The sequence below is a fragment of the uncultured Caulobacter sp. genome, assembly GCF_937900395.1.
GTDB lineage: Bacteria > Pseudomonadota > Alphaproteobacteria > Caulobacterales > Caulobacteraceae > Caulobacter.
The window spans coordinates 29,997-56,568 of record NZ_CALCDX010000216.1 but is presented as its reverse complement, the minus strand read 5'-3'; the positions used below and the strand labels follow the sequence as shown (position 1 = coordinate 56,568).

Genomic DNA, 26,572 nt, shown 5'->3' with positions numbered 1-26,572 from the left:
ATGCTTTCGCATCTTCGTCCGGCCCTGGTTTCAATGGGCCTGTTCACCGCCCTGCTGGGCCTGGCCTATCCTCTGGCCGTCACCGGCGTAGCCCAGGCTGCCTTCCCCGCCCAGGCCAACGGCAGCCTGGTCCGCGACGCGGACGGCAAGGTCATCGGCTCAGCCCTGATTGGCCAGGCCTTCGCCAAGCCCGAATACTTCCACGGCCGTCCCTCGGCGGCGGGGAACGGCTACGACGCCACGGCCTCCAGCGGCTCCAACATGGGGCCGCTGAACGACAAGCTGATCGCGCGGGAGAAGACCGACGCCGCCGCGCTGCGCGCCGAGAACCCCGGCGCGGTCATCCCCGCCGACGCCGTCACCGCTTCGGCCTCGGGCCTCGACCCCGACATCTCGCCGGCCAACGCCCGCTTCCAGGCGCCGCGTGTGGCTGTCGAGCGCGGCGTTCCAATCGACCAGGTCGCGGCGCTGATCGACGCTCAGGTCGAGCGGCCGCTGCTGGGCTTCATCGGCCGGCCGCGCGTCAACGTGCTAGCTCTCAACCGGGCGCTCGACGCTCGCTTTCCGAAAGGCGGCTAGTGCCCGCTGACGAACCGAAACGTCCGGACCCCGAGGCGCTCCTGGCCGCCGCCAACAAGGCGCGCCGGGGGCGCCTCAAGGTGTTTCTGGGCATGGCGCCGGGCGTGGGCAAGACCTACGAGATGTTGCGCGCCGCCCGCCGCCGGAAGGCCGAGGGCGCCGACGTGCTGATCGGCGTCGTCGAGACCCACGGCCGGCGCGAGACGGAAAGCCTGCTGCGCGGCATGGAGGTCCTGCCGCGCAAGCCCATCGAGCATCGCGGCCGCGTCCAGATGGAGTTCGACATCGACGCGGCCCTGGCGCGCAAGCCGAAGATCCTGCTGGTTGACGAATACGCCCACTCCAACGCCATCGGCTCGCGCCATCCAAAACGCTGGCAGGACGTCGAGGAGCTGCTGGCCGCCGGCGTCGATGTCTGGACCACGCTGAACGTCCAGCATCTGGAGAGCCTAGTCGACGTTGTTCAGCGCATCACCGGCGTTCGCCAGCGCGAGACCGTCCCCGACAGCGCCCTCTCCCGCGCCGACGACATCGAGCTGGTCGACATCACGCCGAGCGAACTGCGCGAGCGGATGGCGGCGGGCAAGGTCTACGTGCCCGAGACGGCCCGTCTGGCGGCGGACAACTTTTTCAAGGTCGAGAACCTCACCGCCCTGCGCGAGCTGGCTCTGCGCCGGGCCGCCCAGACGGTGGACGACCAGCTGGTCGCCACCATGCGCGAGAAGGGCGTCGAGGGCCCTTGGGCCGCCGGCGAGCGGATCCTGGTCCTGGTCAGCGGCGATGCGATGGCCGCCACCCTGGTGCGAGCAGGGCGGCGTTTGTCGGACATGATGATGGACGCGCCGTGGATCGTCGCCCACGTCGAGCGGACCGACCGGCCGTTGGCCAAGGACGGGGACACCGCGCGGCTGCGCGAAGCCTACCGCCTGGCCGAGCAACTGGGCGGCGCGACTGTGGCCCTCACCGGCGGCGACATCGTCGATACGGTGATGGCCTACGCCCGCCGTCACAACGTCACGCAGATCGTGATCGGCAAGTCGGTCGAGAGCCGCTGGCGCCAGTTGCTCGGACGCTCCCTCGCCACCGCCTTGTTGCGCGAGGCCCGGGGCGTGGCGGTGCACGTCGTGACGGAGGCCGCGCACGAGCGCGAGGACAGACCGTCGAGGCCGCTGGGATTGGGGCGCTGGCAGGGCTATGCGGTGGGGGCGTTGTTCATCGCCGCCGCCACCCTGGCGGCCTGGGGACTTGACGTCACCTTCGATCGCGTCGACCTGGGGATGATCTTCCTGGCCGCGGTGCTGGCGGCGGGCGTGCTGCATGGTCTGCGTCCCGCGCTCGCGGCGGCCACCGTGGCCTTCTTCGTCTACAACTATCTGTTCCTCGAGCCCCGCTACAGCCTGGCGATCGGCGCGCCCACGGACTTCATAACGCTAGTGGTGTTCTGGGCCGTCGCGCTGGCGTCGGGCGGCTTGGCTGGCCGTGTGCGAGACCAGGCGCTGGGCTCCCAACGCCGCGCCGCCGCCGTGACGACCCTGCTGGCCGCCAGCCGCACGCTTTCGGCGGCGACGGGGCGAGACGCCGTGGCCCGAGCCCTAGCCGAGCAGATTTCGGCCGCGGCCGGCGGTCGATCCCTAGTGTTGCTGCCGGAAGGTGACGAGATCGCGCCGGCTTTCGGCTCGCCTAATGTCGAGCCGCTCGACGCCGCCCAGATGGCGGCCGCCCGCTGGGCCTGGGAGAAGGGCGAGCCCGCCGGCTTCGGGACAGGGACCCTGCCCCAGGCGCGCTGGACGTTCTGGCCGATGGACGGCGTGAGGGCCCGTACTGGCGTGGCCGGCGTCGAGGCCGGCGCCACGCCACCAGGCTCGGATCACGAGCGCTTGGTGCTGGCTTTGCTGGAGCAGGGGGCGGTGGCGCTGGAGCGTTCGCAGCTGGCGTCCGAGGCGGTCGAGGCCGAGACGCTCCGCCGCGCCGACCGTTTCCGCTCGGCCCTGATGAACTCGGTCAGCCACGACCTGCGCACCCCGCTCTCGACCGTGCTGGGCGCTTCGACCACGCTGATCGACTACGGCGACAAGCTGACCAAGCCGGTGCGTGAGGATCTCGTCGTCAGTATTCGCGAGGAGGCCGAGCGGCTGAACCGCTATGTCGCCAACCTGCTGGACATGACCCGCATCGAAGGCGGCGCCTTGCGGCTAAGGACCGACTGGATCGACGTGCGCGACGTCCTCAACGCCGCCGCCGATCGCGTCTCCCGCCGACTGGGCGGACGCGCGCTGACCCGCGACTATCCGCGCGAACTGTCCCTGGTCCAGGCCGACGCCAGCCTCTTGGAACAGGTTGTGGTCAATGTGCTGGAGAACGCCATCGCCTACAGCCCGCCCGAGGCCCGCATCGAGATGGCGGCGTACGAGGACCGCTCGAATGTGGTGATCAGCATCGAGGATGAAGGACGAGGCATCCCGCCCTCGGAGCTGGAGCGGGTCTTCGACAAGTTCCGCCGGATGGAAGAGCCCAGCGATCGTAGCCAGGGCGCGGGCCTGGGACTGTCGATCGCCAAGGGTTTCATCGATGCGCTGGGCGGGCGCATCGCCGCCGCCAGCCCCATTCATGACGGCAAGGGGACGCGGATCCTGATCAGTCTGCCGAAGGGCGTCGCCACGCCGCACCATCTGCTATGACGTCGGCATGAGCGCGCTCCGCCATCGCATCCTCGTCATTGACGACGAGCCGCAGATCCACCGGTTCCTGGGGCCCGCGCTCGACGCGGCGGGCTACGAGGCGCTGCGGGCCGACAGCGGCCAGGAGGGCCTGCGCGGCATAGCCCTGTGGTCGCCGGACGCCGTCGTGCTCGACCTCGGTCTGCCCGACATGGACGGCAAGGACGTGCTCGAGAAGGCCCGGGCGTTCTACGGGGGACCGATCCTGATCCTCTCGGCCCGCGATCGAGAGGTCGAGAAGATCGAGGCGCTGGACCGCGGCGCCAATGACTATGTCGAGAAACCCTTCGGCGTCGGCGAGTTGCTGGCGCGACTGCGCGTGGCGCTAAGACAGTCGACCACAGTCAAGCGGCCGACCGAGCCGCTTTCGCTCGGGGACGTGGTGATCGATCTCGACCGACGTCTCGTGAGCAAGACGGCCCAGCCGGTGAAGCTGTCGCCCAAGGAATTCGACCTGCTGAGCCGCCTGGCGATGTCTCAGGGCAAGGTGCTGACGCACAAGGAGCTTCTGGTCAGCGTCTGGGGCGCGGCCCACGCCGACGACACCCAGTATCTGCGGGTGTTCGTCGGGCAGTTGCGGCAGAAGCTGGAAGATGATCCTGGCAAACCAAAGCTGATCCTGACCGAGCCGGGCGTCGGGTATCGCCTAGCCGAGTAGCGCTCGGCACATTTGATGCTCCCGGAAACAGCGGCGCCCATCCATCGTTTCGACGATGGCGCGCGCCTCCATCGCCAAGCCGACACGGTGTCGTCGCGCCATAAGCGAAAGGGAGCAGGGATATGGTTGACCTACGTCCGCTAGCGGTCGTGACCGGCGCTTCGAGCGGCATTGGCTACGAATTGGCCAAGCTTTGCGCGCAGAACGGCTTTGACCTGATCATCGCCGCTGATCGGCCCCTTGCCGAGACCGAGCAGATGCTTCGGGGCCTCGGGGCCTCCGTCGAAACCGTTCAAGGCGATCTCGCGACGACCGATGGCGTTGATCAGCTGCTGGCGACGGTCGGCGGACGTCACGTGGACGCCTTGCTCGCCAACGCGGGCCATGGCCTGGGGCACGCTTTTCTCGATCAGGATTTCGCGGCGATCCGGCACGTGATCGACACCAACGTCACTGGCACGGTCTATCTGCTGCATCAGCTTGGACGCCGCATGCGAGACCAGGAGCGGGGGCGGATCCTGCTGACCGGTTCGATCGCCGGCCTGATGCCCGGATCGTTCCAGGCGGTTTACAACGGGACGAAGGCTTTCATCGACAGCTTCTCGTTCGCCTTGCGGGACGAGCTGAAGGATAGCGGCGTCACGGTTACCTGCCTGATGCCGGGCGCGACCGACACCGAATTCTTCGAACGCGCGGACATGCTCGACACCAAGGTCGGTCAGGGCAAGAAGGACGATCCAGCGGACGTCGCCAAGACGGGGTTCGAGGCGATGATGCGCGGGGAGGGCGACATCGTGCACGGCCTGAAGAACAAGATGCAGGCCGCGGCGGCCGCGGTCACCCCGCAATCGGTGCTGGCCGGTCAGCATCGCAAGATGGCCGAACCTGGGACGGACGAGACCTAAAGCGCCTGAACGGCTTTCCGTTTCGAGATGAAAAGCCTCGCGGTCGCGGTTCGCATAGGGCGAGCCGCGACCGTCGTGGCCGTTATTGCGCCGCCCGCGGCTCCAGGCTCATCGCGCGCGCCGCGATCGCGGCTTGGGTGCGATTGTGGACGTTGAGTTTCCGCATCACCGCGGTCATGTGAGCCTTCACCGTCGCCTCGGCGATGCCGAGGTCGAAGGCGATCTGCTTGTTCAGCAGCCCGGAGTTGACGCCTTCGAGAACCTTCAGCTGCGTCGGCGTCAGGTCGCAAAGGCCGACCCGCGTGGTGGTTTCGGCGTTGTCCTGCTTTTTCCCGGTCATGTTCACCCCTGCTTTTTCCTGTCCCACACCGCGCATCTTGCGATGAGCGGCCTCCGCCTTGGTCTGTGCGCCGGTCTTCGCCAGCGGGCGGTTCGTGCCTACGAACGTAGTTATATTAGTTGGACAGATTCAAACGGAATGGTCAATGTTAACGCAAACAATTTCCGCAGGCGTTGCCATCGGCTTAAATCTGTTGGACAGGTTTCTCGGTGAGCGACGCCAAAAGGGGAGGGGTGGATGAGCCAGGGGAGGCTAGCCGATCAGGCCTATCTAGGCATCGTCGAGATGATCAAGGTCGAGGGCTTGACCCCCGGCGACCGGCTGCCGTCCGAAGCGCGGCTGGCCGAGATCTTCGGCATGTCGCGCACGATCGTTCGCGAGGCGCTGGTCCGGTTGGCCGCTGACAGCATCACCGAGGCCCGTCGCGGCGCCGGATCGTTCGTGAAGAACCGGCCTTCCGACAAGCTCGGCGCCTATGTGCCGCTCTCGGAACTGCCATCGACCCTGGGCAGCTACGAGGTGCGGTTCGTGTTGGAGGCCGAGGCCGCGCGCCTGGCGGCCGCCCGACGATCCAGCGAGGAGATGGCGGGGATCGAGGAGGCGTTGTCCAGCCTGCGCGCCGCGCTGCTGTCGAACGACCCCGCCCATGACGAGGACATGGAGCTGCATCGCCGGATCGTTCTGGCCACAGCCAACCCAGCTTTCCTGGTGACCTTCGAGGCGCTTCAGCCCGATGTCGATAAGATCATGCGGGCCGGGGTCGATATCTCCCGCTCCCGGCCGCCCGAGGCCATCGACGAGATGATGCGCGAGCACGAGATGATCGTGGAGGCGATCCGCGCCCAGGACGGCGATGGCGCGGCGCTGGCGATGCGATGGCACCTGTCGCGCGGGCGAAAGCGGCTAATGCCCTGAGACGTGAGCGTCGGCGGTCAGCGACTGGTCCGAGAGCCAAGCCTGCACGCTGTCGCAAAGCTGATCAGGTGAGATGAGGGCGTCGAGGGCGAAGACCTGCTCTTCGGCGGAGGGCCGCTCCAGCGTGGCCAATTGGCTGTCGAGCAAGCTGACGGGCATGTAGTGGTCGGCCCGTTCAGTCATGCGTTTCAACAACTCTTCGCGGCTGGCGTCGAGCAGCACGAAACGAACTGGCGCGCCGATCGCGGCGCGAAGACGTTCTCGGTACCTCAGTCTCAGGGCCGAACAGGCGGCGACGGCCTGGCCTTCGGACGCCAGCGTCTCCTTGATCGCCAGGCCCAGCCGATCCAGCCACGGCCATCGGTCTTCGTCAGTCAGCGGACGCCCCGCGCGCATCTTCGCGACCGCCGTCTCGTCATGGAAGGCGTCGCCCTCGAGAAACGCGCAGCCGAGGCGACGGGCCAGAAGCGCGCCCAGCGTCGACTTCCCGCAGCCGCTGACGCCCATAGTCACGATGGCAAGCCCCTCGTCAGGGCGCGCGCGGCTGGATGGCGTCTGCAAACGGGCTCCCCGTGGCTGGCCGAGCGCCTGGCAGGCTTGGCGAGCGCTCGATCGGAGCTCGTTTTCTACCGGCCGCCTGTCCAGGCGTAACTACGACCATGGTCTTGGATGCGTGCGGCCTGTCGATCTCATATCGCTGGCGATAGTGACTGGGAGAGTGACATGAGAGCGGTTGTCTTCGCGGCCATCCTGGCGGTTTCGACTCCAGCCTTAGCGGAAACCCGCTCCATTCTGACCTCCATCCCCGACGACCCGCACGCGGTGGTGGTCAAGGCCGTTGGAGACGGTCGCGCCGACGACACCGACGCCGTTCAGAAGGCCATCGACGCCGCCCGCGACAAGACCGGCCATGGGCTCGTGTTCCTGCCGTCGGGCCGCTATCGCCTGAGCCGCACCTTGCTGGTGCCGCCGGGCGTGCGCGTGTTCGGCGTCGGGGCGACCCGTCCGGTGTTCGTGCTCGGCGCGAATACGCCGGGCTTCCAGACGGGCGTCGCGACGATGATCGCGTTCACGGGCGGTGACCAGTACCAGGTCGGCGATATCCCCGTACCGGTCCCGACCGTCCGCCCGACAACCGCCAAGGTTCGCGACGCCAACTCCGGCACCTTCTATTCGTCGATGAGCAACATCGACATCGAGATCGCCGAGGGAAACCCGGCCGCCGCGGCCGTACGCTTCCGGATGGCCCAGCACGCCTTCCTGCGGCACATGGACTTCCGGTTAGGCTCGGCCTTCGCCGGCGTCTATCAGGCCGGCAACATCATGGAGGACGTGCACTTCCATGGCGGCCGCTACGGCATCGTCACCGAGAAAACCTCGCCGGCCTGGCAGTTCACCCTGGTGGATTCGACCTTCGACGGCCAGCGCGACGCGGCGATCCGCGAGCATGAGGTCGACCTGACCCTGGTGAACGTCGGCATCAAGAACACGCCGGTCGGGATCGAGATCGACCGCGGCTACAGCGACAGCCTGTGGGGCAAGAACGTCCGCTTCGAGAACGTCTCCAAGGCGGGCGTCGTCATCTCCGCCGAGAACAGCGTCTTCACCCAGGTGGGCTTCGACAACGCGACCGCCTCGAACACGCCGGTGTTCGCCCGCTTCCGCGACAGCGGCAAGACGGTGGCGGGGAAGGGGAAAGACTATCGGGTGACTTCGTTCACCTATGGCCTGACCCTGCCGGCGCTCGGCCAGACGGGCGAGTACAAGACGGTCGCCGACATCACGCCGCTCACCGCGAAGACGGCCGCGACCCCGGCGCTCCGCGCACTGCCGCCGATGGCTGAGTGGACCAACGTCAAGACGCTGGGCGTGAAAGGCGACGGCTCGACGGACGACACGGCCGCGCTGCAGAAGGCGATCGATACGCACCGGGTGCTCTATCTGCCGGTCGGCTTCTATATGGTGACCGACACCCTGAAGCTGCGGCCCGACACCGTTCTGATCGGCCTGCATCCAGCCATCACCCAGCTGGTCATCCCGGACAACAATCCCAAGCACGCTGGCGTCGGCGCGGTGCGGCCGATCCTGGAAACGCCGCGCGGCGGCGACAACATTCTCTCGGGGATCGGTCTGTTCACGGGCCGCGTGAACCTGCGCGCCTCGGCCCTGCTGTGGCGCTCGGGCGCGAACTCCATGGTCAACGACGTCAAGATCATGGGCGGCGGTGGCACGCCGACGGCGGATGGCAAATCGCTGGGCGCGGCCCAAGCCCGCAGCGGCGATCCCGTGGCCGACGGGCGTTGGGACGCGCAGTACCCGAGCATCTGGGTGACGGATGGCGGCGGCGGGACTTTCGCCGACGTCTGGAGCCCCAACACCTTCGCCTCGGCCGGCTTCTACATCAGCGACACCAAGACGCCCGGCTATATCTACGAGGTTTCGGTCGAGCACCACGTCCGCAACGAGTTCGTGCTCGACAATGTGGAGAACTGGGAATTCCTGGCGCCGCAAACCGAGCAGGAGGTGGGCGACGGCCCTGACGCCGTGTCGCTGGAGGTGCGCAACTCGCGCAACATCCTGTTCGCCAACTATCACGGCTATCGGGTCACGCGCTCGTACCATCCGGCCGAGACGGCGGTGAAGCTGTTCAACTCGACCGACATCCGCTTCCGCAATGTCCACATCAACGCCGAGAGCGGCATCGCCCTTTGCGACAAGATCGGCTGCGGGACCTATCTGCGGGCCAGCAAGTATCCGTTCGAGAACGCGATCCAGGACAAGACCCGCAAGCTGGAGGTTCGCGAACGCGAGTTCGCCGTGCTGGACGTGACGGGGCCCGTGACGCCCGGCGCGCCGCCGGCGGCTGATCCGCGGGTGCGCAAGCTGGAGACCGGCTTCTGGTCGATCTCGGGCGCTGCGACGGGCGCGGATGGGACGCTTTACTTCATCGACAAGCGTTTCCAGCGCATCTACCGCTGGACGGAGGGGCGCGGCCTCGAGGTGGTGCGCGACCACTCGCTGGACCCGACGAACCTGGCGATCGATGGCTCGGGCAAGCTGCTGGTCGTGTCCTCTTATGGTCCGCAGGCCTCGGTCTATTCGATCGATCCAGAGGGGCCGAAAGACCAGATGACGATGATCTCGCCGACGGCCGCGGCGCCGCGCGCCGGCGCCAAGACGCTCCTGCCTGTGAACTGGTGGGTGAACGGCGAGTTCCGCGACCAGTACGACCCGGCGACCGACCACTTCACCACCCTGGCGGAGATGTTCGCCCGCGACGTCGGAACGCCCAAGGCGCAGGAATATGTCTCGCCCGACGGCAGCGTCGTGCTTCCGGCCTTCCGCGTCTGGCAGCAGGGGCCGCCTGATCACGTGGGGTGGCGCTGGGCCGACACCCTCCAGACCAATGGCCTGATCAGCGGCGCGGCCGGACAGCGGGTGTTCGTTACCAATGGCTCCGAGAACAAGACCTACAGCGGCCAGGTTGGTCCCGGCGGGACGCTGACGAACCTGAAGGTCTTCGCCGATCGGGGCGGCGAGAGCGTCGCCGTGGACGGGCAGGGCCGCGTGTTTGTCGCCAACGGCCAGATCTTCCAGTACGCGCCTGATGGCAAGTTGGTCGATCGGATCGATGTGCCCGAGCGTCCGCTGCAGCTGATCTTCGGTGGCGAGGGCGGCCGGACCCTGTTCGTCCTGACCCACCGTTCGCTCTACGCTGTGACGCCCTGAGACAGGCCCGGGGAGGACGCCCATGAAGACCATGACCATCGCGCTGGCCGCGCTTCTGGCCTCCACCGCTGTCGGCTCCGTTGCTTCGGCCGAGAGCCGCTCGGTTTTCGTCGCGACGCCAGCCGATCCGGCGGCGATCGTCGCGAAGGGGCGCGGCGACGGCCGCGCCGACGACAGCGCCGCGCTGCAACAGGCCATCGACGCCGCCGCCAAGCCCGGCGGTGGTGTCGTCTTCCTGCCGTCGGGTCGTTATCGCATCACCAAGACCCTGTTCCTGTGGCCCGGCGTTCGGGTGTTCGGCGTCGGGGCCACCCGACCCGTGATCGTGCTGGGCGACGCGACCCCCGGCTTCCAGAAGGGCATCGCCAACATGGTGATCGTCGCGGGCGCGAAGCCGGACCCAGCGCGAAAGGTCCCATTCCCGCCGCCAGGCAGCGTGCCGTTCAACAAGGACGTGCCGGACGCCAATTCGGGCACCTTCTACACGGCGATGAGCAATGTCGATTTCGAGATCGGCAAGGGCAATCCGGCCGCGACGGCGATCCGCTTCCACGCCGCCCAGCACGCCTTCCTGAGCCACATGCGCTTCGATATAGGCTCGGGCCTGGCGGCGCTGTACCAGATCGGCAACGAGGCCGAGGACCTGCACTTCAAGGGCGGCCGCTACGGCATCCTGACCGAGAAGCCTTCGCCGGCCTGGGGTTTCGTGCTGCTCGATTCCACCTTCGAAGGCCAGCGCGACGCGGCGATCCGCGAGCACGAGGCGGGCCTCACCCTCGTCAACGTGACCATGCGCGACACGCCGGTCGGGATCGAGATCGACCGGGGCTATGGCGACTGGCTGTGGGGCAAGAACGTCCGGTTCGAGAACGTCTCGAAGGCTGGCGTCGTGATCTCCAACGAAGGCAACGTCTACACCCAGGTCGGCTTCGAGAACGCCGTCGCCAAGGGCACGCCGACGTTCGCTCGCTTCCGGGACAGCGGCAAGACCGTGGCGGGGAAGGGGAGCGCCTACCGGGTTGGCGCCTTCAACTACGGCCTGACCGTTCCCGCGCTCGGCCAGATGGGGGAGTACAAGACCACCTTCGACGCCCAGGCGCTAAAGGCCTATCCGGCGCCGCAGACGCCCGCGATCCGCGACCTGCCGCCGATGTCGGAGTGGAACAGCGTTCGCGACCTGGGTGCCAAGGGCGACAACGTAACCGACGACACGGCCGCGATCCAGAAGGCGATCGACGCCCATCGCGTCGTCTATTTCCCGACCGGCTTCTACCGCGTCACCGACACCCTGAAGCTGCGGCCCGACACCGTTCTGATCGGCCTGCATCCCAGCCTGACGCAGATCGTTCTGCCTCACGGCACACCGGCTTTCCAGGGCGTTGGCGCGCCCAAGGCGCTGGTCGAGTCCGGCAAGGGCGGCGACAACATCGTCTTTGGCCTTGGCCTCTACACCGAAGGCCAGAACCCTCGCGCCACGGCGCTGCTGTGGACCGCAGGCGAGCGCTCGATGGTCAATGACGTCAAGTTCCAGGGCGGCCACGGCACGAACCTGTACGACGGCTCGCGCTTCAATCCCTACAACGCCAACGCTTCGGCCGATCAAGACACCGCCAAGCGGTGGGGCGGCCAGTATCCGAGCCTGTGGGTGACCAACGGCGGCGGTGGGACCTTCGCCAATGTCTGGAGCCCGAACACCTACGCCTATTCGGGCATCTATGTGTCGGATACGACGACGCCTGGCCACGTCTATCAGGCGTCGGTCGAGCACCACGTGCGGTCCGAGATCAGCCTGAACCGGGTCGCCAACTGGGAGTTCCTGGCGCCGCAGACCGAGGAGGAAGCGGGCGAGGGCGAGGACACGGTCTCGCTGGAGATCCGTGACTCCCGCGACATCCTGCTGGCGAACTATCACGGCTATCGCGTCACGCGGACGCGTCGCCCGGTCTCCTCGGCCGTGAAGATCTATAACTCGCAGGACATCCGCTTCCGCAACGTGGCGGTGAACGGCGAGAGCGGCTTCTCCACCTGCGACGAAGGCGGCTGCGCGACCTTCCTGCGCCTGACCAAGTATCCCTACGAGAACGCGATCGAAGACGTGACGAGCGGCCTGCAGGTGCGCGAGCGGCAGTTCGCGGTTCTGGACATCGGCAAGGACGCGAAGGCGTCGGCGCCGTCGGTGTTCCCGGCTAATGCCCGGGTCGAGCGTCTCGCGGATGGCTTCTTCTCGGCGGGGGGCGGCGCCGTCGATGCGGCGGGGGTCCTGTACTTCACCGACCGGCGCAACCAGCGCATCTACAGCTGGTCGCCGGAGCGCAAGCTTTCGATCGTTCGGGACAATACGCTCGACCCGATCAATCTCGCGGTCGACGGCTCGGGCAACCTGTTGGTGCTGTCATCGGACGGCCGTAACGGCTCGGTGTACAGCTTCAAGCCTGGCAGCCCCGACACCGAGGTGACGGTCATTCCAGCGACGCCAGCTGGCGGGCGACCGAACGCCGCCAAGGTCTTGCCGGTAAACTGGTGGGTGAATGGCGAGTTCAAGGATCAGATCGATCCGGACACCTATCAGTTTACGACCTTGGCCGAGCTGTTCGCGCGTGAGACGGCCGCGCCGCCGGCCTCGGAATATGTCTCCCCGGACGGCAGTCTGGCGCTGCCGGCCTATCGGGTGTTCCAACAGGGGCCGCCGGACCATCGCGGGCTGAGGTTCTCCAACACCTTGGACACCTATGGCTTCACCACGGCCAAGCCTGGTGAGCGCGTCTTCGTCGCCAACAGCTCGGAGAACAAGACCTATAGCGGCCGGGTCGATGCGCGCGGCGCGATCACCGACCTCAAGGTCTTCGCCGACCGCGGCGGCGAGAGCGTCGCGACGGACGCCGAGGGGCGCGTCTATGTCGCCAACGGCCAGGTGTTCGTCTACGCGCCGGACGGGCGCCAACTGGGCCGGATCGACGTGCCGGAACGCCCCCTTCAGCTGTTGTTCGGCGGGACCGACAAGCGGACTCTGTACGTGCTTTCGCACCACGGTCTTTACGCCGTGCGGGCGGACTAGAAACGACGTTTCAGCTCGCTCTCCGGTCGCCTACGACCATGGTCTAATAGTTCGTCCGCCGCCGCTCTGACACAGTCCTCCTAGGCCATCGACGATGGTCAAAAAGAAAATTGGGAGGGTTGTAGGATGAGTGCTGTCGGTAGCACGCGAGGGGGATCGTCCTTTTTGAGCGCCTTGCTCGCGACGAGCGCGTTCGCGACGATCATGGTGGGCGGCGCCGCTCACGCGCAGGCGGCGCAGACGCCGCCGGCTACGACCGCCGACGACTCGGTCGTCACCGAGATCGTGGTCACCGGATCGCGCATCCGCTCGACGGGCTTCACCGCGCCGACGCCGACCCAGGTGCTGGGCACCGCGGAGCTGGAGCGCGCCGCTCAGCCGAACATCTTCACCGCCATCACCCAACTGCCGTCGCTGCAGGGGTCCAGCGGGGCCACCACCGGCACCTTCAGCACCTCGAGCGGCCAACAGGGCCTGTCGTCGTTCTCGCTGCGGGGCCTCGGCACCATCCGCACCCTGACGCTGCTGGACGGCCAACGCGTCGTGCCGGCCAACGTCACCGGCGTTCCCGACATCAGCCTGTTCCCCCAACTCCTTGTGGAGCGCGTGGACGTCGTCACCGGCGGCGCCTCGGCCTCCTACGGCTCGGACGCCGTTGGCGGCGTCGTCAACTTCATCACCAACAAGAAGTTCGAGGGCTTCAAGGCCAACGTCATGGGCGGCGTCACGACCTATGGCGACAACCACCAGTGGCTGGCCCAGGTCGCCGCGGGCAAGAGCTTCATGGACAACCGCCTGCACGTGCAGGTCAGTGGCGAATACGACTGGGAAGAGGGCGTCCCGGCGGGCGGCTTTGGCGAGGACGCGCCGGGCAGCCGCGACTGGTACACGACCGCCACCCTGGTCAACCGCGGCGTCACCAATGACGGCTCGCCACAATACCTCTATCGCGAGCACGCCCAGGCCTATCAGTACACTAAGTACGGTCTGATCAGCGCGGGCCCGCTGCAAGGCACGGCGTTCGACATCAACGGCAACCCGTTCCAGTTCCAGTATGGCGGCGGCGGCGTGCCGTCCAAGGCGGCCAACGGCGCGGTCAGCGGCTGCTACACGAACGGCGGCTTTTGCATTGGCGGCGATCTGTCGGGCAACGTCGGCATCGGCACCTCGCTGCAGTCGCGCATCAAGCGGCTGAACAGCTACAGCCGCGTGGGCTTTGATCTCGACGCCAACAACGAGATTTACGCCACCTTCAACGCCGCCCGCGTGGAGAGCAGCAACCAGCCGAACCCCGGCGCGGCCACCACGGGCCTGACGATGTCGTGCTCGAATCCCTATCTGCCGGCGTCGATCGTCGCGGCCTGCGCCGCGAACGGCATCACGACCTTCACCTTCGGGACCAGCAACGCGCTGCTGCCGCGCAATATCTCGGTGCACCCGACGCGGACCCAGTATCGCGGCGTGATCGGCGCTGATGGCAAGTTCAACGCCTTGGGCACGGAATGGCGCTACGACGCCTATTACCAGCACGGCGAGAACACGACGAACATCCATGTTCGCGACATCCTGCTGACGCCGCGCTATCGGGCGGCGGTCCAGGCCACGCTCGTGAACGGCCAGATCGTCTGCGCCGATCCGATCGCGCGCGCCAACGGCTGCGTGCCGATCAACATCTTCGGCGGCCAGCGCCCCAGCGACGCCGCCCTGGCCTACATCACGCCCAAGAACGGCCCGTATCAGCACTCGGTGCAGAAGCAGGACGTTGCCAGCATCAACTTCAGCGGCGAGCCGATCAACGGTTGGGCGGGGCCGATCTCATTGGCCATCGGCGGCGAGTGGCGCAAGGAACAATATCACGTCAAAGGCGACCCCTACGGCGACGGCAACACCGACTCGCCCAACACGGCTGACTACCCCGCCGATCCGATCCTAAACGCCTCGGGGGCCAACTGGTTCGCGGGCAACTATCACTCCGGCGCCGGCAAGTACTCGGTGAAGGAGGCCTATGCCGAAGTGAACATTCCGCTGGTCAATTCCGACGCGGCGGGCAAGGCCAACCTCAACCTGGCGGGCCGCTGGACCGACTACAGCACGTCCGGCACCGTCTACACCTGGAAGATCGGCGCCACCTGGGACACCCCGGTCGACGGCGTTCGCCTGCGGGCCGTCACGTCGCGTGACGTCCGCGCGCCGAACCTGTCGGAGCTGTTCGCCGCGCCGGTGACGACCACGCTGCCGAACTTCACTGTTCCCTCGAACGGCAAGCCCCCCGCGGGCCAGCCCGCCGGCGGATCGCTGACCGTTCTGCAGAACGTCGTCGGCAACCCGGACCTGAAGCCGGAAATCGCCAAGAACGTGACGATCGGCGCGGTGCTCTCGAACCCGCAATGGCTGCCGGGCTTCAGCATCTCGGTCGACTGGTACAACATCGTCCTCAATGGCGGCATTTCCAGCCTGGGCGCTCAGCAGATCGTCAACTTCTGCTATGCGGGCCTGACCCAGTTCTGCGGCGCCTTCAATCTCAACCCGCCGTCGGCCTTCGTGAACTCGCAGACGTTCAACCTGGCCTCGATCAAGACCAGCGGCTTCGACATCGAAAGCAGCTATCGCTTCGAGCTGCCCAGCGTTCCGGGCCGCTTCACGGTCCGCGGCCTGGCCACCAACGTCCACAAGTTCGTCACCAACCCGGGCATCCCTGGAGCGGTGGCCGTGGACTCGGCCGGCCAGAACTCCGGCGCCACCCCGGACTGGAAGGTCCTGGCTGTCCAGTCCTGGGAGAACGACCGCTTCGCTATCAGCGTGCAGGAGCGTTGGTTCAGCGATGGCCGGTTCGGCGGCACCACCACCGAGTATGTCGAATGCAAGCCGGGCAGCTGCCCGGTCTCGACCGGCAGCCGGCCGACCATCGACTACAACCACATGAAGGGCGCCACCTATGTCGACGTCAGCGCGTCGTACAAGTTCGGCAACGGTCTGCAGCTCTACGGCAAGGTCGACAACCTGCTGAACCGCGATCCGACCCCGTCGCCGCAGACAAACACCGGTCTGGACGCGAACCCGGCGCTCTACGACCTGCTGGGCCGCTTCTACCACGTCGGTCTCCGCTACAGCTTCTAGGCCTTCCGCAGCCGCTTTTCACCTCCCCCCTGGGCGGCAGCCGCCCGGGTCTTGTCTCGGCAAGACCCGGGCGTTTTCTTTGGCGCTATCGGGGCAGGGCGTAGGCGACCAGGGCGTCGCCGATCGGCGTCTCCATGAAGTGATGGCCGCCGGCCATGATCACCACGTACTGCCGGCCGCCGACCTCGTAGGTCATGGGCGTCGCCTGACCGCCGGCGGGCAGTGTGTCCTGCCACAGGGTCTTGCCGGTCTTCAGGTCGATGGCGCGGATGAGGTTGTCTGTGGTCGCCGCGATGAAGATCACGCCGCCGGCCGTGACCACGGCGCCGCCATTATTGGGCGTGCCGATCTCAAGCGGCAGGTGCGATGGGATGCCGAACGGGCCATTGCGGCGCGCCGAGCCGAGGGGGCGATCCCACAGGGTCTTCCCGGTGCGCAGGTCGATCGCCCGCAAGCCGCCATACGGAGGTTGCTTGCACAGCAGGCCCGTCAGCGGCAAGCGCCAGCCGGCGTTGACCGAGATGGCGTAGGGCGCGCCGGCCTGAGGATCGCCCGCGCCTTCCGCGCCGCCCTTCATCGAGCCGCCCCGCTCCTCGCCGCGCGGCGCCCAACCCTTCTTATCGGCTTCGGCGCGGGGGATCAGGCGATTGTAGTTGGGCATGTCGTTGTAGTTGGCGACGATTACGCCCTTGCGCGGATCGACGGCGATCCCGCCCCAATCCGAGCCGCCGTTGTAGCCCGGATACTCGACATAGCGGCGGTCCGAGACCGGCGGCGTGTAGAAGCCGTCGTACTTGGCTTTGCGGAACTGGATGCGGCAGATCATCTGGTCGAGCGGCGACATGCCCCACATCGTCCGCTCCGTCAGGTCCGCCTTGCGCAGGGTGTGGAAAAGCGAGAATGGCTGGGTCGGCGAGCGTTGGCCCGGTTCGACCCCGCCTTGCGGAACCTTGCGTTCCTCGACGCCCGTCAGGGGTTGGCCAGTGCGCCGGTCCAGGACATAGAGGTCGCCTTGCTTGCTCGGCAGCACCAGGGCCGGAACGACGCCCGCCGGCGTCGGGTAGTCCACCAGGGTCGCCTGCGAACCGAGGTCATAGTCCCAGACGTCCTTGCGCACGGTCTGGAACTTCCAGACCTCGCGCCCGTCGGCGACGTTGAGCGCGACCAGCGAGGTCGAGTGCGCGTTCTCCAGCGGCGAGCGCATGCCGCTCCAATAGTCGACCGCGCTGTTGCCCAGCGGCAGGTACACCAGACCTAGCGCCTCGTCGCCGCTGGCGGTCGTCCACATGTTCGGGGTGCCGCGCGTATAGGTCTCGCCGGCGGGCGGAGCACCGGTCCGGTCGGGGCGAACCATGTCCCAAGCCCAGCGAAGCTGGCCGGTGACGGCGTCATAGCCTTGGATCACGCCTGAGGGCGCGTAGCGCTTCTGGCCATCCAACACCTGGTGGCCGGTGACGATGACGCCGCGAACGATCGTTGGCGCCGAGGTGATCGAGAACATGCCCGGCGCGGCCTCGCCGACGCCTTCGGCGGTGTTGACCTGGCCGCCGAAGCCGAAGTCCGCGCAAGGACGGCCGGTCTTGGCGTCCACCGCGATCAAGCGGGCGTCCAGCGTGCCCTCGATGATCCGCGTGGCGCAGGCCGATCCCGACGCGGCGCCAGGGACGGCGTAGTAGGAGACGCCTCGGCAGGCGGCCGTGTAGGGGATATTGGCGTCCGGGACCTTGGGATCGAACCGCCACCGGGTGGCGCCGGTCGCCGGGTCCAGAGCCATCAAAATGTTCTTCGGCGTGCAGAGATAGAGGGTGTCGCCGACCTTCAGCGGCGTGGTCTCGGCGCCGTACATCTTCCGAGCCGTCTCGGAGGCGGGCAGGTCGCCGGTGTGAATCATCCAGACGCGTTGAAGCTTGCCTGCGTTCTCCGGAGTGATCTGGGCGAGGGCCGAGTAGCGCTGCGCGCCATACGTGCCGCCATAAGCGGCCCAGTCCGAACCGGCTGACGGACCAGCGGCCAGTTCCGAACCAGAGGGCTGCCCAGGTCTGACGGGTTGGCCGGCGATGACCGAAGCGAAGGTCAGGATGATCAGGCCCGCTATGCAAACGAGCAGTGTCCGCCAGGCAAAGCGCCGAGGGCGCCGATCCTCGGTGAGCAGCGGCGCGCAGAGCAGCGCCAGAACCAGCAGAACGGAGGGGCCGACCAGGCGCGGGATCAAGGCCCAACCGTCCAGCCCGACTTCCCAAAGCGCCCAAACGACCGTGGCCAGAAACACCGCGACGTAGATCCAGACGCCGGCGATGCTCCGCCGGATCATCAGGACGCCGGCCACGATCAGGCCCAGCCCGGCGAGCAGGTAGTAGGGGGATCCGCCCAGGACGAGCAGCTGCACGCCGCCGGCGGCCAGGACCAGGCCGATGAGCAGAAGGATGACGCCAAGCGCGCGGGCCGGCCAAGCCGGCGCCGCGCCGTAAGCAGGCCTGGTCTCCATCGTGACGCACCTTTCCGCGAAGCTGGGATGTCGTGGAAATGCGCGAGCGGCCCAAAGGCGCCAAAAGCCGATGTCGACTTCCCAACTTTGCGCGACCGCACGGACCTTGTCGGGCATTTTCGGTCAAAGCCGCTCAGGAATATCCAAAGCTAGTCCTGCCCGATGAAGCTGGAACCTCCGTCTTCACCGCGCTGTTAGCCCGGCTCAACTCGCGAAGGAGCCGGCCATGCCCAAGGGCAAGGATCCGAAGACAGCCGATGGCCTGGGCGGCGTCCACAAGGTCGCCATTTCGCGCCAATCCGCGCCGATCAAGCCGCGCGCGAAGCCGTCGCGACGGCTGTGACGGGGCGGGCGTCAATTGCTGGCGCCGGGAACGGGACGGCCCCCTCCGCGATCCCCTTTGACCACTTTTAATCTGGAGGTCTGCATGTCGCTCGACGCCCCCCCGACATCATCGCCGCGACGCCGGCCGCAGTCCGACGCCGACCGCGCCCAAGGCCACGAACCTCGCTCCTGGAGTCCGGGGACGCGCGCGAAGGCCGTTCCCGCGACCGCCCCGACCAGGACCTTCCGCCTTCCGGGCGGCAAGCAGATGACCTTGTCCACCGACAGGGTGCGCGCCGCGCCGGCCGTAACGCCGCAGATATCGATGGTGCTGGGTCAGAACGCGCTCGGCCTCGGGCTGTGGGGGCTGCTCGCGCCCCATAGCGTCAATCGCTTTCTCGGCATCCGCGCGTCGGCGACGACGACGCGCGCTCTGTTTGGCGCGCGCGAGCTCGCCACCGGTATGGTGCTGGCTTCGGACCCGACCAAGTCCAGCGCCCTGTGGGCCCGGGTGGCGGGCGATGTCTTCGACATCCTCGTGCTGCGTCGGCTGGCGCGCCGAGACAATCCGAAACGCGGCAACGCGCGCCTGGCGATGGGCGTGGTGCTGGCGATCACCGCCCTCGATGTCGTGGCCGCGGTGCGAATGACCAACGTCAAGCGCGATTGCGCATAGGAGGCGGCGATGAAGGCGATCTGCTGGCAAGGCAAGAAGGACCTCCGCTGCGAGGAGGTGCCCGATCCGATCATCGAGGATCCCAAGGATGCCATCATCCGCGTGACCTCGACCTGTATATGCGGGTCCGACCTACACCTGATGAACGGCTTCGTGCCGACCATGTGCGCGGGCGACGTGATGGGCCATGAACCCATGGGCGAGGTCGTCGAGGTCGGCCCGGAAGCGAAGGCGAAAGGATTGAAGGTCGGCGACCGCGTCGTCGTGCCGTTCCAGATGATCTGCGGCGAGTGCGAACAGTGCCGGCAGGGCAACTACTCAGTCTGCCAGACGACCAACCGCAACGCGGACCTGGCCAAGGCCTTCTTCGGCGATACGACGGCGGGCCTGTTCGGCTATTCCCACATCACGGGCGGCTATGCCGGCGGCCAGGCCCAGTACATGCGCGTGCCCTACGCGGCGACCACGGTCATCAAGGTCCCGGAGTCGGGCGAGGACGAAAAGTACCTGTTTCTCAGCGACATCCTGCCGACCGGCTGGCAGGCGGCGGCTTTCGCCGACATCCGGCCGACAGACACTGTCGCAGTGTGGGGCTGCGGTCCGGTGGGCCTCTTCACCATCCAGTCAGCCCTGATCATGGGCGCCAAGCGGGTAATCGCGATCGACGATGTGCCCGAGCGGCTCGCCATGGCCCAAGGATTGGGCGCGGAGATCCTGGACCGCAGCCAGGTGAACGTTCTGCACGCGCTGAAGGACATGACCGGCGGTCATGGCCCAGAGCGCTGCATCGACGCCGTCGGCCTGGAAGCGCATGGGCCGACGCCGATGCTAGGCCTCATCGACAGGGCTCAGGCGGCGATGAAGCTGGAGACTGAACGGCCCGTGGCCCTGCGCGAGGCGATCATGGCCTGTAAGGCGGCGGGCGTCGTCTCAATTCCCGGCGTCTATGGGGGCATGTCCAACATGATCCCGATGGGCGCGGTGATGAACAAGGGACTGACGATCCGCACTGGCCAGACTCACGTGAAGCGCTGGTCCGACGATTTGCTGCGTCGCATTGGCGAAGGCGAGATCGACCCGACCTTCGTGATCACTCACACCGCGCCGCTCTCCAAGGGGCCCGAACTCTACAAGACTTTCCGCGACAAGAAGGACGGTTGCGTCAAGGTGGTGCTCAAGCCCTGACGCCATGTCTTTTGCTTAGCGGCCGAACACTTTGGTCTCCCCTGTCGTTGAGCTTCGACCACTTCTGGGAGACGAACATAGCTCGAATGACTTTAGCGGCCGCCGCATCCGTGGCGGCCCTTTCCTTGGCGGCTTGCCAGCAAAAGGACTCCACGCCGAATCCGAACGATCCGGGCACGAGCAATGAGGCCGTCAACGCCGCCCAAGACGCCACCTCGGCCGCCGTTGGGGCGACCTCCGCCGCGACGGCGGGACCGATGTCCACGGACGCCTTCGTCACCAACGCCGTGATCAGCGACATGTACGAAATCGAGGCCGGCAAGATCGCCCAGCAGAAGGGCAAGGCCCAGGGCGTGAAGGACTTCGGAAAGATGATGGTCGCCGACCACACGGCCTTGTCCAGCGCCATGAAGCCACTGATCGCCGCCGCCGGTAAGACCGCTCCGCCTGGATTGGACGAGCGTCGCAAAGGCATGATCGACAATCTGAACGCGGCCGCGCCAGCCGACTTTGACAAGGTCTATCTCGACCAGCAAGACGCCGCTCACAACGAGGCGCTGACGCTGATGCAGGGCTACGCCGAGCGCGGCGACGACGCCGGCCTGCGCGACGCGGCCTCGAAGGCCGTTCCGAAGATTCAGGCTCACCTCGATCACGTGCAACAGCTAAAGGCCGGAGGCGACGGCGCGCACTAGCCTTCGCGAAACACCAAAAGAAAGCGTGGCGGTCGACCGCCACGCTTTCTTCGTTTCGAGACTGGAAGGGGCCGCCGGCTTCCCAGCGGTCCCAAGGAAATCAGTCGAGCCCGGCGTTTTCGAGGAAGACCGCCGCATCCAGATCGATCGCCATTTCTCGTGTCCAGAACCGCAGTTGACCGCACTGCGCCAGGAAGGCTGGAACGTCCTGCGGCCCTTCGAGTGCGATCATGCCCTCGTCGAAGTCCTCGGGCGCGATCCCCGCCTTGGTGAGCAGCAGCTCGGCGGCGCTCGTGTAGCCGATGAATTTGCAGTGGGCGAAGGCGTCGCTGACGAAGTCCTTGGCGGTCTTGTCCTTGGCCAGCATGGCCGCCCCCTCCGGCGACAGCGCCAGCACGACGGCGTCGTACAGGACCGAGGGACCGCCATCGATCTTCTGCTTGGCCTGCGCGACCGTCCCGTCGTCGAGCACCGCCCCGGCCGTCTTGGGGGTGATGATTTCATAGACCGCCGGCAGGCTTTTGACGGCCTCGACCAGGGCCTCCACCAGCGCCGCCGGCGCGCCATCGCTGACCAGGATGCCGAGCTTGCGGCCGGCGAAGCTGCCGGGGGCGCGCTTGACGATCGAGAGGGCGTCCGACGGCGGCAGGGTGGTCAGCGGCGGCGAAGCCGCCGGGGCGGGAGCGGGCAGGGTCGGCAGGCCAAGGCCCGTCGCGACCACTAGGGCTAGACGCTCATCGATATTGCGCAGGTGGGCCACCATGCGTTCGCGGATGTCGATCCGCTCGCATTTGGACAGTTCAAAGACCAGGGCGTCGCCGATGTGCTTCTGTTCGATCGCGGTCTGGCTGATGAAGAACTGCCGGGCCTGGCTGTAGTGGTCCGAGAAGGTCCCGGGACGTTCCTGAACCTTGCGACCATTCTCGGCCGCTTCGAAGTGGCGATAGCCGGTCGTGGGACTTTCGCGGGGGCCGCCCCAGCTGTTGGGTTCATAGTTCACGCGCCCTTTGGGGTTGCGCATGTTCATGTGCCCGTCTTGCTGGAAGTTGTGGACTGGACAGCGCGGCGCGTTGATCGGGATGTGCGTAAAGTTCGGGCCGCCCAAGCGCTTCAGCTGGGTGTCTAGATACGAGAAGTTCCGCCCCTGCAGCAGCGGGTCGTTGGTGAAGCCGACGCCGGGCACGACGTTCTGAGTGCAGAAGGCGACCTGTTCTGTCTCGGCAAAGAAGTTGTCGACGAGGCCGTCCAGCACGAATTCGCCGATGATCCTGACCGGGATCTGCTCTTCCGGGATGATTTTGGTGGCGTCCAGAACGTCGAACTCGAACTGGTCGGCGAAGTCGTCATCGAACAGCTGAACCCCTAGATCCCAGATCGGCGGCGCGCCCAGGTCGATGGCGTCCCAGAGGTCGCGGCGGTGGAAGTCGGGATCGGCGCCGTTGATCTTCAGCGCCTCGTTCCAGAGAACCGACTGCAGGCCCAGGCGCGGCTTGAAGTGGAACTTCACGTAGGTCCCTTTGCCGTTGGCGTCGATCAGGCGGAAGGTGTGGACCCCGAAGCCTTCCATGAACCGGTAGGAGCGGGGGATCGCCCGATCGGACATGGTCCACATGATCATGTGCATGGACTCGGGCGTCAGGGTGATGAAGTCCCAGAAGTTGTCGTGGGCGGTCTGGGCTTGCGGGAATTCGCGATCGGGCGCGGGCTTGGCCGCGTGGACCATGTCCGGGAACTTGATCGCGTCCTGGATAAAGAACACCGGGATGTTGTTGCCCACGATGTCCCAGTTGCCCTCCTTGGTGTAGAACTTGACCGCGAAGCCCCGGACATCGCGCGCCAAGTCAAACGAGCCCTTGTTGCCGATCACGGTCGAGAACCGGACGAACATCGGCGTTGTCTCGCCGACCTCCGTCAGGATTTTGGCCCGCGTGAACTCGGCCAGAGACTCCTTCAACGTGAAGGTTCCGTGGACGCCGTAACCCCGAGCGTGGACCACCCGCTCGGGAATGCGCTCATGATCGAAATGGAAGATCTTCTCCCGGAAGTGGAAGTCCTCCAGCAAGGCCGGACCTCTCGCGCCGACACGCAAGGTGTTCTGGTCATCCGCGACGGGTACGCCTTGCTGGTTGGTCAGGACCGCGCCTTCATCGCCATTCTCCGGGGCGATCTGATGGAGCTCACCAGCCTCGCCAAGGCGAGTTTCGAATTCAGCGGCGTGCGAGGTCGCGCCGGTGTCCTTGCCGATCACCTTGGGCATTTGAAGTCCTTGCGAGGGAGGGTTGCTCTGGGCTCAACCCTCCGTCGCGACGTCCGTTGCGAACGGCCTCTTTTGATGGCGACCAAGCTTGGAAGCGCGGGCCGGTCAGGGGCGCTGGTTCGCCGCCGCTTCGAGTGCGGAGCGATCCAGCAGGGTGACCTGGGCGCCTCGCACTTCGATGAGGCCATCCCTGCGCAAATGCTGCAGCGTGCGGTTCACATGAACCAGGCTGAGGCCCAAGGCGTCGGCCAGCACCTCCTGTTTGACCGGCATGTGGAACCCGTCAGGACGTGCTTCGCCGACTTCCATGAGGCGACCATGGAGCTCCAGAAGCAGATGCGCCATGCGTTCGTAGGCGGTCTGCCGGCCCAGGCGTACGACCTGGTCCAGGAGGCGGCCCTGCTGCGCCGCGGCCGCGCCGGCGAACACCCTACCCAGGCGTTCGGAGAGCGGCGGCAAGGCGGGTTTGGCTTGCCGCACCTTCAACGGGGTTAGCGCCAAGACCTCGACCGAGGGTTGGGCGCGGGTCAGCAGATCGAAGCCCACGCCGTCACCCGGCAGGATGAATGATAGGAGCTGCCGACGGCCGTCGCCCAACCTGCGGGCGAGGCAGGCCCAGCCCGATGTCAGGAAGAAGGCTGGGGCGTCCGTCTCTATCGACTGGTTGGCTGAGTAGGCTTCTGTTCCCGCCAGAAGAGCTTCCAGCTCGAGCCAATCTTCCTCGCGGAGCAAGCCATATCGTCGGAGCCGTCGGATGTAGCTTCGGTCGCCGAGCATCTCTCTTGGCGGCCGCAGGGCCGCGATCGCTAGCATCGCGACCACGTCCAATCTCTGCGCAAGATGTTCGCTTGAATTTTACTCATAGCTCGCTCCCTATTTGCGAGCCCCGTCCCGGAATTTATAATGCTACATCAGAATATCGGTGTCGACGTGCAAAATTAAAATATGTAAACGCCGCTGTATTTGTTGATGCATATTGTTGTTTGCTCTGGATTTTGTTTGGCCCAGCTTCCTCTTGGCGGGCGGCGGCTAAAGCGGCCAACCCGCGTGAACCGTTCAAGGCTCCGCTTCGTTGTAGGAGCCGCCCGGGCCTGTCGCCCGGAAAAGGGGACGGACGCGTGACGCTTCAGCAGGGTCTTTCGTTTGGGTTGATCGGCGCCACGGTGCTCTGCTTCCTTTGGGGGCGCTGGCGCTACGACCTTATCGCGCTGGGGGCCCTGGCGGTCGGGATCGCCATCGGGCTGATCCCGGTGAAGTCCGCGTTCGACGGCTTTGCCAACGATATCGTTGTGATTATCGCCAGCGCGCTGGTGCTCAGCGCGGCGGTTTCTCGATCTGGGTTGGTCGACCGCCTGATGGCGCCGCTGCTGCCCCGGCTTGGAAGCGAGCGCAGCCAGGTTCCCGTCCTGGTGACGGTGACCACGTTTCTGTCGATGATGACCAAGAACGTCGGCGCGCTGGCGCTGATGATGCCGTCGGCGCTGCAGATCGCCAAGCGAACGGGAGTCTCGCCGGGGCGTCTCTTGATGCCGATGTCGTTCGGTTCGCTGGTCGGGGGCCTGGCCGTGCTGGTCGGCACGTCGCCCAACATCATCGTGTCCGAAGTGCGCGGAAAGGCGCTGGGCGAGCCGTTTCGGATGTTCGACTTCATGCCCGTGGGTGGAAGCCTGGCCCTGATCACGATCGTCTATCTGTCCGTCGCCTATCGCCTGCTGCCCAAGCACAGGACGGCGGCGATCGACGTTGACGCCGCCTTGGCCGCGAACGCCTATGTCACCGAGGTCGAGGCGCCGGAGGGCTGGCGCTTCGCGGAAGGCCGCGTGGCCGATCTCCGCACGGCCGCCGATGGCGCGGTCAGTGTCGTGGCGATCCTGCGCGGTCGAAAACGCATCGCCTCGCCCCACGCCAATCGCCGCATCCTCCCGGGCGATCAACTGCTGTTGGAGGGCGAGCAGCAGGCGCTCAACGAACTGATCGTCAAGACAGGCCTGAAGCTGACCGACGCCGACCGCCCCGTGGTGATGAACGAGCCCACGGAAGAGGTGAGGGTGGTGGAGGCCGTCATCGGCGCGGAATCCGATCTGATCGGCCAGACAGCGCGCGGCCTGAAGCTGAACGAGGCGCACGGGGTCAATCTGCTCGGCGTCAGCCGAAGCGGGTATCGCATGGCCGGTCGTCTGGCGACGGTCCGCCTGCGCGCCGGCGACATCTTGGTGTTGCAGGGCGCCGAGCAGCAGCTTCCCCTGGCCCTGTCCGCCCTGGGGTGCCTGCCCTTGGCGGAGCGGGAGGTGCGTCTGGGCGGCGCCCGTCACGTGCTGCTGCCGACGGCGATCCTGGTCGGGGCGATGCTGCTGGTCGCGTTCGGCGTGCTGCCCGCGGCGGCGGGGTTCTTCGGAGCGGCGGTGCTGGTGGTCGCGACGGGCGCCCTGCGCATGCGCGAGGCCTATGCGTCTCTCGAAGGGCCGGTGCTGGTGCTCGTCGCGGCGATGATCCCCGTCAGCGACACAGTGCAGTCCACCGGCGGTGCGGACCTGATCGCAAGCTGGCTCTCGGGCGCGTTCCACGGCCTTCCGCCCCTGGTCACCCTAACGGCGATGATGGCGGTCGCGATGGCCGCGACGCCGTTCCTGAACAACGCCGCCACGGTTCTGATCGTGGCTCCGATCGGTATGGGCCTAGCGGAGCGGCTGGGCCTGAGCCCCGACCCGTTCCTGATGGCGGTCGCCGTCGGCGCGGGCTGCGATTTCCTGACGCCGATCGGGCACCAGTGCAACACGCTGGTCCTGGCGCCTGGGGGCTATAGGTTTGGCGACTATGCGCGTCTTGGCGCGCCGCTGACCCTGCTGATCCTGCTGCTGGCGCCGGCGCTGATCGCGTTCTTCTGGCCGTTCGCGCGATAAGGCGGAACGCCCTTTCCCGGTTGACGTTGGGCGTG

Annotated in this window: 17 protein-coding genes; 12 read left to right on the top strand and 5 right to left on the bottom strand. The window is 66.7% G+C overall.

Going from position 1 to position 26,572, the window contains the following annotated elements; translation table 11 throughout:
• The 4 genes from kdpC to Q0379_RS19195 all read left to right on the top strand — a co-directional run bounded on the left by kdpC (position 1) and on the right by Q0379_RS19195 (position 4,859).
• Positions 1 to 579: a potassium-transporting ATPase subunit KdpC gene (kdpC, locus tag Q0379_RS19210; protein WP_299015403.1), complete on the top strand. Its 579-nt coding sequence runs from the start codon at positions 1 to 3 to the stop codon at positions 577 to 579.
• Positions 579 to 3,257 (top strand): sensor histidine kinase KdpD, encoded by a 2,679-nt coding sequence (locus Q0379_RS19205; protein ID WP_299015400.1) that lies wholly within the window; start codon positions 579 to 581, stop codon positions 3,255 to 3,257. The genes kdpC and Q0379_RS19205 overlap by 1 nt, the downstream gene beginning before the upstream one ends.
• A 7-nt stretch (positions 3,258 to 3,264) precedes the next feature.
• Positions 3,265 to 3,954, top strand: a complete 690-nt coding sequence (locus tag Q0379_RS19200) for a winged helix-turn-helix domain-containing protein (protein WP_299015397.1) — start codon at positions 3,265 to 3,267, stop codon at positions 3,952 to 3,954.
• Positions 3,955 to 4,076: 122 nt separating this feature from the next.
• Entirely contained in the window at positions 4,077 to 4,859 is a 783-nt protein-coding gene (locus Q0379_RS19195) for an SDR family NAD(P)-dependent oxidoreductase (protein WP_299015394.1), read from the top strand.
• 82 nt (positions 4,860 to 4,941) lie between these two features.
• Here Q0379_RS19195 and Q0379_RS19190 read toward each other — a convergent pair whose 3' ends face one another.
• Positions 4,942 to 5,199 (bottom strand): LuxR C-terminal-related transcriptional regulator, encoded by a 258-nt coding sequence (locus Q0379_RS19190; protein WP_066685559.1) that lies wholly within the window; start codon positions 5,197 to 5,199, stop codon positions 4,942 to 4,944.
• Between the two features lie 237 nt (positions 5,200 to 5,436).
• Between Q0379_RS19190 and Q0379_RS19185 the strand changes: the two genes are divergently transcribed.
• The gene (locus tag Q0379_RS19185; RefSeq protein ID WP_299015388.1) at positions 5,437 to 6,114 is read left to right on the top strand and encodes an FCD domain-containing protein; all 678 of its coding nucleotides are present in this window, start codon (positions 5,437 to 5,439) and stop codon (positions 6,112 to 6,114) included.
• Here Q0379_RS19185 and Q0379_RS19180 read toward each other — a convergent pair.
• Positions 6,103 to 6,675: a gluconokinase, GntK/IdnK-type gene (locus Q0379_RS19180; RefSeq protein WP_299015386.1), complete on the bottom strand. Its 573-nt coding sequence runs from the start codon at positions 6,673 to 6,675 to the stop codon at positions 6,103 to 6,105. The two genes, Q0379_RS19185 and Q0379_RS19180, sit on opposite strands and share 12 nt — an antisense overlap.
• 162 nt (positions 6,676 to 6,837) lie before the next feature.
• Here Q0379_RS19180 and Q0379_RS19175 point away from each other — a divergent pair, with 162 nt between their 5' ends.
• From Q0379_RS19175 to Q0379_RS19165, 3 genes are all read left to right on the top strand, one after another.
• Entirely contained in the window at positions 6,838 to 9,843 is a 3,006-nt protein-coding gene (locus tag Q0379_RS19175; protein WP_299015383.1) for a glycosyl hydrolase family 28-related protein, read from the top strand.
• A 22-nt stretch (positions 9,844 to 9,865) separates the two neighbouring features.
• Complete coding sequence (locus tag Q0379_RS19170) at positions 9,866 to 12,898, top strand: glycosyl hydrolase family 28-related protein (protein WP_299015380.1); 3,033 nt, start codon at positions 9,866 to 9,868, stop codon at positions 12,896 to 12,898.
• A gap of 126 nt (positions 12,899 to 13,024) precedes the next feature.
• A complete protein-coding gene (locus Q0379_RS19165; RefSeq protein WP_299015377.1) occupies positions 13,025 to 16,015 on the top strand; it encodes a TonB-dependent receptor in 2,991 nt (996 codons plus the stop codon).
• Between the two features lie 85 nt (positions 16,016 to 16,100).
• Here the strand turns inward: Q0379_RS19165 and Q0379_RS19160 are convergent, their stop codons facing one another.
• The gene (locus Q0379_RS19160; protein WP_299015374.1) at positions 16,101 to 18,500 is read right to left on the bottom strand and encodes a membrane-bound PQQ-dependent dehydrogenase, glucose/quinate/shikimate family; all 2,400 of its coding nucleotides are present in this window, start codon (positions 18,498 to 18,500) and stop codon (positions 16,101 to 16,103) included.
• Between the two features lie 592 nt (positions 18,501 to 19,092).
• Between Q0379_RS19160 and Q0379_RS19155 the strand changes: the two genes are divergently transcribed.
• The 3 genes from Q0379_RS19155 to Q0379_RS19145 all read left to right on the top strand — a co-directional run bounded on the left by Q0379_RS19155 (position 19,093) and on the right by Q0379_RS19145 (position 21,380).
• Positions 19,093 to 19,500 (top strand): hypothetical protein, encoded by a 408-nt coding sequence (locus Q0379_RS19155; protein ID WP_299015371.1) that lies wholly within the window; start codon positions 19,093 to 19,095, stop codon positions 19,498 to 19,500.
• A gap of 9 nt (positions 19,501 to 19,509) precedes the next feature.
• Positions 19,510 to 20,685 (top strand): zinc-dependent alcohol dehydrogenase, encoded by a 1,176-nt coding sequence (locus Q0379_RS19150; RefSeq protein WP_299015368.1) that lies wholly within the window; start codon positions 19,510 to 19,512, stop codon positions 20,683 to 20,685.
• Positions 20,686 to 20,795: 110 nt separating this feature from the next.
• Complete coding sequence (locus Q0379_RS19145) at positions 20,796 to 21,380, top strand: DUF4142 domain-containing protein (RefSeq protein WP_299015365.1); 585 nt, start codon at positions 20,796 to 20,798, stop codon at positions 21,378 to 21,380.
• A gap of 100 nt (positions 21,381 to 21,480) precedes the next feature.
• On the opposite strand, the gene Q0379_RS19140 is transcribed toward Q0379_RS19145, so the two are convergent.
• Entirely contained in the window at positions 21,481 to 23,637 is a 2,157-nt protein-coding gene (locus Q0379_RS19140; RefSeq protein WP_299015362.1) for a catalase, read from the bottom strand.
• 105 nt (positions 23,638 to 23,742) lie between these two features.
• Positions 23,743 to 24,369 carry a Crp/Fnr family transcriptional regulator gene (locus Q0379_RS19135; RefSeq protein WP_299015359.1) on the bottom strand — a complete coding sequence of 209 codons (627 nt, stop codon included), beginning with the start codon at positions 24,367 to 24,369 and terminating at the stop codon, positions 23,743 to 23,745.
• Positions 24,370 to 24,755: 386 nt separating this feature from the next.
• Here Q0379_RS19135 and Q0379_RS19130 point away from each other — a divergent pair, with 386 nt between their 5' ends.
• On the top strand, positions 24,756 to 26,537 hold the full coding sequence (locus tag Q0379_RS19130) for an SLC13 family permease (RefSeq protein ID WP_299015356.1): 1,782 nt from the start codon (positions 24,756 to 24,758) through the stop codon (positions 26,535 to 26,537).
• The last annotated feature ends 35 nt before the right edge of the window (positions 26,538 to 26,572 follow it).